This window comes from Mycobacterium sp. VKM Ac-1816D (genome assembly GCF_000416385.1).
In the GTDB taxonomy this organism is placed as follows: domain Bacteria; phylum Actinomycetota; class Actinomycetes; order Mycobacteriales; family Mycobacteriaceae; genus Mycobacterium; species Mycobacterium neoaurum_A.
In genome coordinates, this window is sequence record NZ_AOHQ01000146.1 from 143,862 (window position 1) to 155,126 (window position 11,265).

At 68.9% G+C, this 11,265-nt stretch carries 11 protein-coding genes and 1 pseudogene; 4 read left to right on the top strand and 8 right to left on the bottom strand.

Going from position 1 to position 11,265, the window contains the following annotated elements; all coding sequences use genetic code 11:
* Position 1: 1 nt before the first annotated feature.
* From G154_RS25100 to G154_RS25110, 3 genes and pseudogenes are all read right to left on the bottom strand, one after another.
* A pseudogene (locus G154_RS25100) lies at positions 2-993 on the bottom strand (TobH protein).
* Positions 990-2,414, bottom strand: coding sequence for a phosphomannomutase/phosphoglucomutase (locus G154_RS25105; protein ID WP_019514714.1), 1,425 nt, complete (start codon positions 2,412-2,414; stop codon positions 990-992). The pseudogene G154_RS25100 and the gene G154_RS25105 overlap by 4 nt, the downstream one beginning before the upstream one ends.
* Before the next feature lie 141 nt (positions 2,415-2,555).
* Positions 2,556-2,981, bottom strand: coding sequence for a DUF3499 domain-containing protein (locus G154_RS25110; protein WP_023985435.1), 426 nt, complete (start codon positions 2,979-2,981; stop codon positions 2,556-2,558).
* A gap of 151 nt (positions 2,982-3,132) precedes the next feature.
* On the opposite strand from G154_RS25110, the gene G154_RS25115 reads away from it, so the two are divergent.
* Positions 3,133-3,555 (top strand): metallopeptidase family protein, encoded by a 423-nt coding sequence (locus G154_RS25115; RefSeq protein WP_019514716.1) that lies wholly within the window; start codon positions 3,133-3,135, stop codon positions 3,553-3,555.
* Positions 3,556-3,564: 9 nt separating this feature from the next.
* Here G154_RS25115 and G154_RS25120 read toward each other — a convergent pair whose 3' ends face one another.
* Complete coding sequence (locus G154_RS25120) at positions 3,565-3,834, bottom strand: WhiB family transcriptional regulator (RefSeq protein WP_162269052.1); 270 nt, start codon at positions 3,832-3,834, stop codon at positions 3,565-3,567.
* Positions 3,835-4,298: 464 nt separating this feature from the next.
* Here G154_RS25120 and cofD point away from each other — a divergent pair, with 464 nt between their 5' ends.
* From cofD to G154_RS25135, 3 genes are read left to right on the top strand one after another with little or no spacing between them, the layout of a single operon-like run.
* Entirely contained in the window at positions 4,299-5,285 is a 987-nt protein-coding gene (cofD, locus tag G154_RS25125; protein WP_019514718.1) for a 2-phospho-L-lactate transferase, read from the top strand.
* Complete coding sequence (locus tag G154_RS25130) at positions 5,282-6,625, top strand: coenzyme F420-0:L-glutamate ligase (RefSeq protein WP_019514719.1); 1,344 nt, start codon at positions 5,282-5,284, stop codon at positions 6,623-6,625. The genes cofD and G154_RS25130 overlap by 4 nt, the downstream gene beginning before the upstream one ends.
* Positions 6,622-7,209, top strand: coding sequence for an NUDIX hydrolase (locus tag G154_RS25135; RefSeq protein WP_019514720.1), 588 nt, complete (start codon positions 6,622-6,624; stop codon positions 7,207-7,209). The genes G154_RS25130 and G154_RS25135 overlap by 4 nt, the downstream gene beginning before the upstream one ends.
* Before the next feature lie 13 nt (positions 7,210-7,222).
* Here the strand turns inward: G154_RS25135 and G154_RS25140 are convergent, their stop codons facing one another.
* Genes G154_RS25140 through G154_RS25155 form a run of 4 tightly spaced genes read right to left on the bottom strand, consistent with a single transcriptional unit; the run spans position 7,223 to position 11,141 of the window.
* Positions 7,223-8,302: a sugar phosphate nucleotidyltransferase gene (locus G154_RS25140; protein ID WP_019514721.1), complete on the bottom strand. Its 1,080-nt coding sequence runs from the start codon at positions 8,300-8,302 to the stop codon at positions 7,223-7,225.
* Positions 8,303-8,305: 3 nt separating this feature from the next.
* A complete protein-coding gene (locus G154_RS25145; RefSeq protein WP_023985434.1) occupies positions 8,306-9,181 on the bottom strand; it encodes a glycosyltransferase family 2 protein in 876 nt (291 codons plus the stop codon).
* Between the two features lie 43 nt (positions 9,182-9,224).
* Positions 9,225-10,082 (bottom strand): dTDP-4-dehydrorhamnose reductase, encoded by an 858-nt coding sequence (gene rfbD, locus G154_RS25150; RefSeq protein WP_019514723.1) that lies wholly within the window; start codon positions 10,080-10,082, stop codon positions 9,225-9,227.
* 6 nt (positions 10,083-10,088) lie between these two features.
* Entirely contained in the window at positions 10,089-11,141 is a 1,053-nt protein-coding gene (locus tag G154_RS25155; protein ID WP_045546586.1) for a cellulase family glycosylhydrolase, read from the bottom strand.
* Between the last annotated feature and the right edge of the window lie 124 nt (positions 11,142-11,265).

Genomic DNA, 11,265 nt, shown 5'->3' on the forward strand with positions numbered 1-11,265 from the left:
GTCAACCTCGCGCCAATCGCAGGTACACGGCCGTCATCTCCAACCGCACCGCCACCATCGCCAGTTGCTGCTCGGGACGGCTGCCGACGCCCGACGGCGCGGCGTCGGGCACATCGTCGGCGCTGACGACGTCGAGATCGGGGTAGCCCTCGGTCCGGGCGACCACGGCCGGACGCTGCGCATCGGAGGTCAGCACGAGCGTGCGCACCCGCGACGGCAGCGGACCGTCGAGCTCCTCGTCGTGGAACAGCGCCGTCTCGTAGTCCACGGGGGCGGCGTTGAGGCGGGCCAGCGCGCCGAGGGCATCGGTCAACCCGACCGCGGCGACCACCTGACTCGCCACCTTCAGCAACACCGCCGCACTGTGCTGGGCCAGGGCCACCGTCGCCGCACTGTCACCGGCCAACACGACCTCACGTCCGGTCAGCCGCTCGGCCAACGTCTTGGCCGGGTTGGTGAACAGCTCGCGGCCGGCGCTGTTACGCAACGCCTCGGCGTCGAGTTCGTCGGCGAGGGCGTCGATGTCGACCCGCAACCCGCGGTCGAGCACCGCCAGGATCGCCACTCCGGCAGCCAGATAACGGGTCGACGAGAATTCTTCGGGCACCGCCAGCCGCGGCGCCAGCACGGCGGCCCGGCCCGCGGTCGCCTCGCGCAGTGGGCCCTCGTACGGGGCCACCAGCACCACCCGCGCACCCCGTCGCACACCTGTGGCCGCGGCCGAAACCAGCGCCGGGTCACCGGCGTCGGCGCGGCGAGTGCGGCCGCGAGCATCGTGCCCGCCGCACGTGCCGGGCCGCCGTCGGCCACCCAGATCAGGGTGCGCGCAAGACCGTCGGCACGCACCTGCTCGAGTGCGCCCTCGCCCACCGCGGCCGCCATGGCGCGCACCTGCGCGCCGGCCATCGCGGCCGCCCGCAACAATCCGTCCCGGTCGGCAGCCAGCAGTCCCTCGACATCGTCGAGGTCAATGGTGGCGGCCCGGGCGGTCATGGCGCGGGCTCACTGGCCTGCAGCCGACCACCGTCGTCGGTCTGCGCCGAAATCAGCGCAGCCACCTCATCCACCACCTCGGCCACCTCGTCGGTGGTGCGCGCCTCCACGTTGAGCCGCAACAACGGCTCGGTGTTGGAGGTGCGCAGGTTGAACCAGCGCCCCGCACCGAGATCCACCGTCACCCCGTCCAGATGATCGAGGGATTGAGTGCGGCTTCCGAACGCGGTCAGGACGGCGTCGACCGTGGCCGGAGCGTCGGTGACGGTGAAGTTGATCTCCCCGGAGGCCTCGTAGCGCTGATAGTCGGCCATCAGCTCCGAGAGCGGACGTTGCTGCTCCCCGAGCGCGGCCAGCACGTGCAGCGCGGCGAGCATGCCCGAATCGGCACCCCAGAAGTCACGGAAGTAGTAGTGCGCGGAATGCTCGCCGCCGAAGATGGCGCCGGTCTCGGCCATCAGCGCCTTGATGTAGGAGTGGCCGACGCGCGAACGCACCGCCGTCCCACCGCGTTCGATGATCAGTTCGGGCACCGCGCGCGAAGTGATGAGATTGTGGATGACCGTGGCGCCGATCTCGCGGCCCAGTTCCCGGCCGGCCACCAACGCGGTGACCGCCGAGGGCGACACCGGCCTGCCCAGCTCGTCGACGACGAAACAGCGATCGGCATCACCGTCGAACGCCAACCCGATATCGGCGCGGGTGTCCAGCACATGCTTCTGCAGGTCCACCAGGTTGGCCGGGTCCAGCGGATTGGCCTCGTGGTTGGGAAACGTTCCGTCGAGCTCGAAATACAGCGGCAGCACGGTGATCCCGGGGATCGACTCGAGCACGGCCGGGGTCGTGTGCCCGCCCATGCCGTTGCCCGCGTCGACGGCCACCCGCAGCGGACGCAGCTCGGCGAGATCCACCAGTGAGCGCAAGAAGTCGCCGTACTCGGCCAGCACGTCGCGGTCAGTGATGGTTCCGGTGGCGCCGTCGTGGGCGGGTACACCGTCGATCACCTCTTGGGCGACGGTGGCCAAGCCGGTTTCGCGGCCCACCGGCTTCGCCCCCGCACGGCACAACTTGATGCCGTTATAGGCGGCCGGATTGTGACTGGCGGTGAACATCGCACCGGGACAGTCCAGCAGGCCGGAAGCGAAGTAGAGCTGATCGGTCGAAGCCAGCCCGATCCGGACCACGTCGAGGCCCTGGGCGATCACCCCCTCGGCGAACGCGTCCGACAGCGCGGGCGAACTGGCGCGCATATCGTGCCCGATCACCACCGTGTCCACCGAGCGATTGCCCTCGTCGCGGACCAGCCGGGCGAACGCGCCGCCGACATCGCGGACGAATCCCTCGTCGATCTGTTCTCCGACCAGACCTCGCACGTCGTAGGCCTTGATGACGGCGTGGACAGCCTCAGCGGGCCGAGACATGGCTCTCCTCGCTCTCTCGGTCGACGGGGGAATCTCTGAAGGGACAGCTCTGCAAGCCAGCCTAGTGGCTCGCCCTGCGTGCCGCGGCGGGTCCCGCCTCAGTGACCGCGGCACGGACCCCTCCAGCCGACCCTGACCGGGCTATTCCGACGGCGGATCCGGCAGAACCCGCAGATGGCCGCGTCGACGACCGTTGGGTTCGGGCCGACGGACCGGCGGCGCCATCAACGCGCCTCCGGGCATACCGGTCGTGGGATCGGAGAATCCGGCGGTGACACCGTTGACCGTGGAGGCCACTCCCTCGCGTCCCTCACGGACAGCATCGGCGAGCGCGACGAGATCATCCTCGTCGGGGTTGGCCGGCAGCGGACCGGCGTGGCGCACGAGTTCCCACCCACGCGGGGCGGTGATCCGTCCGGCATGCACGACGCACAGGTCCCAGGAATGTGGCTCGGAGACGGTGGCCAACGGCCCGACGACCGCTGTCGAGTCCGAATAGACGAAGGTCAGCGTCGCCACGGCGTAGTGCGGGCACCCGGGCCTGCAGCAGCGACGGGGAACGTTCACGCCCCGAAGATTATCGTGTGGGCCCGCCGCGGGGGTCCGGACACGCGCGCGACCGCGCGGGAGATCTCCAACCGTTATCGCTTGATGATCAACCGTTACCATCTGTCCCGTGGCGCAGCACAACCATCGGGGATCACGCCGCGGGCGTGGAATGCGCGGTCCGTTGTTGCCGCCGACCGTCCCCGGCTGGCGTAGCCGCGCCGAGCGATTCGACATGGCGGTCCTGGAAGCCTACGAACCGATCGAACGCCGGTGGCACAGTCGGGTCGCGACGTTGGACGTCGCGGTGGACGAGATTCCCCGCATCGCACCGAAGGATCCCGAGAGCGTGCAGTGGCCGCCCGAGGTCGTCGCCGACGGGCCGATCGCCCTTGCCAGACTGATCCCGGCGGGGGTGGATGTCCGCGGCAACTCCACGCGGGCACGAATTGTGTTGTTCCGCAAGCCAATCGAGCGTCGCGCCAAAGACACCGACGAACTCGCCGACTTGCTTCACGAAGTTCTGGTGGCGCAGGTGGCCACCTATCTGGGAGTGGATCCCGACGTCATCGACGCACCGGCCGACGACGCCTGACGCCGAGCGTCAGATGATGCCGCGCTTGAGGCGCCGACGCTCGCGCTCGGACAGTCCGCCCCAGATGCCGAATCGCTCGTCGTTGGCCAGGGCGTACTCCAGGCAGCGGTCGCGAACCTCGCAGCCCTGGCAGATGCGCTTGGCTTCGCGCGTCGAGCCGCCCTTCTCGGGGAAGAACGCCTCGGGATCAGTTTGCGCGCAGAGGCCGCGCTCCTGCCACTGATCATCATCGTCGTCGGACGGCGCGGCGAGCTCGGCGCGGTCAGACACCAGGCTCAGCTGCGGACGCGCGATGACATCGTTGGATTCCGGACCGGCAGCGGTGTGCGGTGCGCTGCCCACTGAACCGAGCATCCGGTTGTCGAACCGGAGCACGCGGTCGAGATCGACCTGCTCAAAAGACATGTTCCGCCTCCTCACCTACTTGATTGTTCCCCACGGGTGGAGCCCCTGCCGGATCGTGAAAACGCAAACCCCACCAGCACTACCCCAGCTATCACTATTGTGATGTCCGGCCACCCCATTCGAACAGATGATCGAATGTCGGTCTGCGCCACCGCAACCGGCGGCGAACCAGGAATGACACTGATGTGATTAGACACTTGTTAGCTGTCTCGGTCAAGCGGAATGGCTAGTTTTCATACCATCTCGTGACGTAGATCCGGCGTGTCCATGCTCCGGCGTGTTCGCCACACCCCGGGTGGCGACGACGCGACGGGCCCACTGGCCTAGGGTTTGAAGTCGTGAAGGTCACCGTTCTGGTCGGCGGCGTGGGCGGCGCCCGGTTCCTGCTCGGGGTCCAGCATCTGTTGCGGCTGGGCCAGTTTGCCGACCCCTCCGGCACGCCGGTACACGAGGTGACAGCCGTGGTCAACGTCGGTGACGATGCCTGGATGTTCGGCGTCCGCATCTGCCCGGACCTTGATACGTGCATGTACACCCTCGGCGGCGGCATCGACCCCGAGCGCGGCTGGGGGCACCGCGACGAAACCTGGCACGCCAAGGAGGAACTGGCGGCCTATGGCGTGCAGCCCGATTGGTTCGGGCTCGGCGACCGCGATCTGGCCACCCATCTGGTGCGCACCCAGATGCTGCGGGCGGGCTACCCGCTCTCGCAGGTCACCGAGGCGCTGTGCGCACGATGGCAACCCGGCGCGACGTTGCTGCCGGCCAGCGACGACCGCAGCGAGACCCATGTGGTGATCACCGATCCCGACGGGGAGCGCAAGGCCATCCACTTCCAGGAGTGGTGGGTGCGCTACCGCGCCAAGGTGCAGACACACAGTTTCGCGTTCGTGGGTTCGGACAAGGCAACGGCCGCACCGGGTGTGGTCGAGGCGATCACCGGCGCCGACGTGGTGTTGGTCGCGCCGTCGAACCCGGTGGTCAGCATCGGTTCCATCCTCACCGTCGGCGGGATCCGTGCCGCGCTGCGCTCCACGCCGGCGCCGGTCATCGGCTACTCCCCGATCATCGCCGGAAAGCCCCTGCGCGGCATGGCCGACGAGTGCCTATCGGTGATCGGCGTCGAATCATCCTCGGAAGCCGTGGGACGGCACTACGGCGCACGCAGCGGCGTCGGCATCCTGGACGGCTGGTTGATCGACCAGGGCGACAGCGCCCAGATCGACGGCGTCACCGTCACCCAGGCCCCGTTGCTCATGTCCGAACCCGCCGTGACCGCCGAGATGGTGCGCGCCGGGCTGAATCTGGCGGGGCTGACGCTGTGAGTGCCGAGCACGGCAGTGCGGGTGCCCTAGAGATCATCCCCGTCACCGGTCTCGGTGAGTTCCGGCCCGGTGATGATGTGGCCGCGGCCGTGGCCGGCGCCGCACCGTGGTTGCGTGATGACGATGTGCTCGTCATCACCAGCAAGGTGTTGTCCAAGGCCGAGGGGCGTATCGTCGCTGCACCCACCGACCCCGAACAACGGGATGCGTTGCGCCGCAAGCTCATCGACGACGAGGCCGTGCGCGTGCTAGCCCGCAAGGGCAAGACGTTGATCACCGAGAACGCCATCGGGCTGATCCAGGCCGCCGCCGGGGTGGACGGCTCGAATGTCGACGCCGCCGAATTAGCCCTGCTACCGGTGGATCCCGACGCCAGCGCCGTTGCCCTGCGCGACGGTCTGGCGACGCACCTCGGCGTGCGGGTGGGTGTCGTCGTCACCGACACCATGGGACGTGCCTGGCGCAACGGACAGACCGATGTGGCCATCGGGGCCGCCGGACTGACGGTGCTGCACGGCTATGCCGGCGCCCACGATGTACACGGCAACGAGTTGGTGGTGACCGAGATCGCGGTGGCCGACGAACTCGCCGCCGCGGCAGATCTGGTCAAGGGCAAGCTCACCGGGATCCCGGCGGCGGTGGTCCGCGGGCTGACCGTGCACGACGACGGCTCCAACGGCCGCACCCTGGTGCGCAGTGGGCAGGACGACCTGTTCTGGCTCGGCACCGCCGAGGCCATCGAACTCGGCCGCCACCAGGCGCAGTTGTTGCGTCGGTCGGTACGCACCTTCGACACCGCAGAGGTGCCGCCCACGCTCATCGAGGCCGCCGTCGCCGAGGCGCTGACGGCACCCGCACCCCACCACACCCGACCGGTGCGGTTCGTGTGGGTACGCGACCACCCGACGCGCACCCGGCTGCTGGAGGCGATGCGGGCGCGCTGGGAAGCCGACCTCATCGACGACGGCCGCTCCCCCGAGGACGCCGCACGCCGCGCAGAACGGGGCCGGTTACTCTACGACGCACCCGAACTGGTCATCCCGTTCATGGTGCCCGACGGGGCGCACAGTTACCCCGACGCACATCGCAGGGCCGCCGAACACACGATGTTCACGGTCGCCGCGGGGGCGGCGGTCCAGGCGCTGCTGGTGGCGTTGGCGGTACGCGAGATCGGCAGCTGTTGGGTCGGCTCGACGATCTTCGCCCCCGATATCGCCCGACGCGAGCTCTCCACGCCGCAGGACTGGGAACCGTTGGGGGCCATCGCCATCGGCTATCCGGCCGAGCCGCAGCCGGCACGCGAGCCGGCGCCGACCGACGGCCTGCTCGTCGAGCGATGAGACTGCACGCCTCGGTGGTCGACGCCCTGACCGGTTGGCAGCCAACCGATTCCGCTCAGGATGCGCTGCGCCACGCGGTGCTGGCGTTCGTGCTGGCCCGGCCCGACGCCTGCCGGCGATCGTGCGTCCCCGGGCACATCACCGCCTCGGCGCTGGTGCTCGATCACAGCGGCACCCAGGCTCTGCTGACGCTGCACCCCAGGGTGGGCCGATGGCTGCAACTGGGTGGGCACTGCGAGGACGGTGATCCCGATATCGTGGCCGCCGCACTGCGCGAGGCGACCGAGGAATCGGGTATCGACGGCCTGCACATCGACTCGGAACTCGTTGCGATACATGTGCATCCGCTCACGTGCTCGCTCGGTGAGCCCACCCGACATCTGGATCTGCAGTTCGTCGTGCGCGCTCCGGCAGGCGCCGAGATCACCCGCAGCGACGAGTCACTGGATCTGCGCTGGTGGCCGCTGGAGGCCATGCCGCCGGGCGACCCGTCACTGGACGCGCTGGCCAGGGCCGCGCGATACCGGGTCGCCGAGACCACGGGGCACGACGCCGAAACGGCGGACGCCCCGAAGAACCCGTAGTGCGCCTGCGCGCTCAGACGTCGGTCGAGTAGCGGATACCGCCGTCGGGGATCGTCACACCGGGCCACACCCGGGCACCGCGCAACAGTTCACACCGTGCCCCGATATCGGCACCGTCACCGATGACACCGTCGCGGATCAGGGCGCGCGGTCCGACGCGGGCGCCGAAACCGATGATCGAGCGTTCGATCACGGCACCGGCCTCGACCCGCACACCGTCGAAGATCACCGCGCCGTCCAGCCGTGCGCCGGCGCCGATCTCGGCGCCCCGGCCGATGACGGTGCCACCGATGAGCAACGCCCCCGGCGCCACCGCAGCGCCGTCGTGGACGAGGAATTCACCGCGCTGGCCCTGCAGCGCGGGTGACGGCGCGATGCCGCGCACCAGATCCGCCGAGCCACGCACGAAGTCGTCGGGGGTGCCCATATCGCGCCAGTAACTGGCGTCCACATAGCCACACACCTTGCGGTCCTCGGCCAACAGGGTCGGGAACACCTCGCGCTCGACCGAGAGCATCCTGCCTTTGGGAATCTCGTCGATCACGCTGCGGCGGAACACATAACAGCCGGCGTTGATCTGATCGGTCGGCGGATCCTGGGTCTTCTCCAGAAAGGCTGTCACCCGCTGGTTCTCGTCGGTGGGCACACAACCGAATGCGCGCGGATCGCTGACGCGCACCAGGTGCAATGTCACATCGGCTTCGTGCGCGGCATGACAGTTCAGCAGCGCCCCCAGATCGGCACCGGAGAGCACATCGCCGTTGAACACCAGCGCGGTGTCATGGCGCAGCTTGTCCGCGACGTTGGCGATGCCTCCGCCGGTGCCCAGCGCCTCCTCCTCGACGACGTACTCGATCTCAAGACCCAGCTTCGATCCGTCGCCGAAGGCGGCCTCGAACACCTCGGCCTTGTACGAGGTACCGAGCACCACGTGGCGGATGCCGGACGCGGCGATGCGGGAGAGCAGGTGGGTCAGAAACGGCAGACCGGCCGTCGGCAGCATGGGCTTGGGCGCGGACAGGGTCAGCGGCCGCAACCGGGTGCCCTGGCCACCGACCAGGATGACGGCATCGACCTCCGCGGGATTGACCATTGCTCAGTGCCGTCCTTTCGCCTGCTTACGTCGAGAATTCCGGACCACCAGGCCGGCTCGGGTCGCCAGCGCACCCTTGATGGTCCACCGTAGCGGGGCCTGCCACCACCGCGGATGCCGATCGGCGAGGAAAGTGTAGGTGCTGCGATGGTGTGCGGCCAGATTGCGCGCGGGGTCCCGACCGGTGGAATGTCCCTTGTCGTGCAGGATCTCGGCCGTCGGGACGTAGACGTTCTGGTATCCGGCCAGCGCCAGCCGATCCCCCAGGTCCACATCCTCCATGTACATGAAGTACCGCTCGTCGAACCCGTTGATCCCGTCGAATGCGCTGCGGCGCAACAACAGACACGCACCGGAGAGCCATCCGACGGTCCGTTCGCTGGGTTCCAGCCGCTCCTGGCGATAGGCCGCCGTCCACGGGTTCGACTTCCACACCGGCCCGACCACGGCGTGCATACCGCCGCGGATGAGGCTCGGCAGATGTCGCGCCGACGGGTAGACCGTGCCGTCGGGGTCACGGATGAGAGGGCCGAGGGCACCGGCATCGGGCCAGCGTTCGGTGGCGGCGAACAATTCGTCGATGCTACCCGGTCCCCACTGCACATCCGGATTGGCCACGATGAACCAGTCACCGTCGGTGACGTACTTCTGCACCGCGCGGTTGACGGCGGTGCCGTAGCCCAGGTTGCCGCCGGTGCGCAGCAACACCGCGTTCGGATAGCGCTGCTCGGCCTCTTCGGGTGCGCCGTCGGTGGACCCGTTGTCGGCCATGATGACGGTGACGGGGCGTTCGGTGGCATGTGCGAGCGAGGCCAGGAAGCGGTCGAGATGCGGTCCCGGTGAATATGTCACCGTCACCACGGTGAGTTCGTCAGCCACGCTGCCCAGCCAGTTCATCACGCACGCTCGTAGATAACCGGTTCTATCCCAGCGCCGTCAAGGCGGCGGTCAGGGCGTCCTGCCAGGACCGCATCGGTGTGTGGGCAGCGTCATACCGGGCCGTCGACAGCGCCGAGTAGCCGGGCCGCGGTGCGGGACGGGGGTGTTTGTCGGTGGTCACCGGCCGAACCCGGTCCGGGTCGGCGCCGATACCGGCGAACACCGCCCGGGCCAATTCGTACCGGCTGACCGGACCGGTGTTCGCGATATGCCACACCGGCCGGGGATCCGGATCGTCGGCCAGCACCAGCAGCGCCTCGACCAGGTCGGCCACGTAGGTCGGCGAACCGGTCTGGTCGGCCACCACCTCGACGGTGTCGCGCTCGGCGGCCAGTCTGCGCATGGTGCCCACGAAATCGGTACCGGATCCGGTGTACACCCAGGCCGTGCGCACCACCTGCGCCGACGGCAGCGCGGCATGCACCTCGTGCTCGCCGGCGAGCTTGCTGCGGCCGTAGACACTGACCGGAGCGGGCGGATCGTCGACCTCGAACGGCCGCGGTTGCCCGCGCGTCGCGGCCCCGCCGAACACATAGTCGGTGGAGATGTGGATCAGCCGCGCCCCGGCGGCAGCGCAGGCCCGCGCGACATGGCCGGCGCCCGCAGCGTTGACGGCGTGGGCACGCGACTCGTCGGCCTCGGCGATGTCGACGGCCGTGAGAGCCGCGCAGTTGACGACGACATCGCCGGCGACCAGCAGATCACGCCCGGCGGCCGGGTCGGTGATATCCCACTGGGCGGAGGTCAGGGCAAGCAGATCACGGCCCTGGCCGGTGAGCACACCGGCCAGGCACCGTCCGACCTGTCCACCCGCACCGGTGATGACGATCCGGGCGGTCACCTCGCGCTATTTGGCGAGGACGCCGGCGGCCACCTTGGGCTGCCAATCGGTGGTCAGCAACGCGCCGTAGTTGGCCTCCCGGTCGTTGCGGTTACCGGTGTCCAGGTCACGCACCGCGTGGATGAACGCCGGCCCGGCCCAGCCGACCGCGGCCGCGGCACCGAGCACGTCGACGATCTGCTTGGCCTGCTCCTGCTGGCTCACGCCGTCGCCGGGGATATCGCTGGTGGAGGCGCCCATCTCGGTCAGCCAGATCTTCTTGCCGCCGTCGCCGTTGGCGACCATCACATCATGCATACGCAGCACATCGGACCAGCCGTTGTTGCTGTCGGCAGCCATTCCACCGGGGAAGACGTAGGGGTGCGCGGCGGCGGCGTCGAAGGAACCCTTGGCGCCGGCGTCATACATCTGCTGCAGGAATCCGGGGGGCGAATCGGGACCGGCGAGCGGGCTCAGGCCGGCGGCCACCACGGTGGCTCCCGGGTTGGCGCGCTTGATGGCCGGGTAGGCGGCCTTGAGCATGTCGGTGTAGCGGACGGCCTTGTTGTCGGCGAACCCCATGAACAGCGGCAGGTTGGGCTCGTTCCAGATCTCCCAGGCGTTGATGCGACCGGCGTACCGGCTGGCGGCGGCCGCGGCGAAGTCGCCGAATTCGCCGTAGTCCTTCGGCGGCGCCGACGGGAACAACTTCTGGGCGCCATCGGTCCTGGCCCAGAACGGGGTGTTGGAGATCAGGCCGAGGATCCGCAGTCCGTTGGCGCTGGCGGCGTTGACCAGGTTGTCGAAGTAGCCCCAGTTGTACTGACCGGGGCCGATTCCGACGATCCCCCAGTCCAGCGGCAGCCGCACCCAGGTCGCCGTGGTTTTGCCGACCGCGGCGATCTCGCGGGCCGAATCCGCCGGGTTACCGGTGGCCCAGGTGTAGCCCTGGGCGAATCCGTACCCGTCGGCCGGGGCCACCACCGCGCCGGCCGTGGCCGGATTCACCCCGACCATCGACGCGACCAGAGCGACCATTACCGCCGCACGGCCGAAGACCCTGCCCATTGTTTTCCGCATACCGGTCAATTTACCGGACCTCCTGTGCACTCTTGGACCGAACGCCCTGCCCAGGAGGGTGAACGCCGATGTCGGCCGTAATCGGTTCGTACACAATCTTTCGTTCGCTGAGTGGTTCTCGTTA

Excerpts from the sequence above, each read along its gene's own strand:
- G154_RS25105 (WP_019514714.1), bottom strand. The coding sequence starts at position 2,414 with ATGTCTCGGCCCGCTGAGGCTGTCCACGCCGTCATCAAGGCCTACGAC.
- G154_RS25115 (WP_019514716.1), top strand. The coding sequence starts at position 3,133 with ATGCGCGGTCCGTTGTTGCCGCCGACCGTCCCCGGCTGGCGTAGCCGC.
- G154_RS25135 (WP_019514720.1), top strand. The coding sequence starts at position 6,622 with ATGAGACTGCACGCCTCGGTGGTCGACGCCCTGACCGGTTGGCAGCCA.
- G154_RS25140 (WP_019514721.1), bottom strand. The coding sequence starts at position 8,302 with ATGGTCAATCCCGCGGAGGTCGATGCCGTCATCCTGGTCGGTGGCCAG.
- G154_RS25155 (WP_045546586.1), bottom strand. The coding sequence starts at position 11,141 with ATGCGGAAAACAATGGGCAGGGTCTTCGGCCGTGCGGCGGTAATGGTC.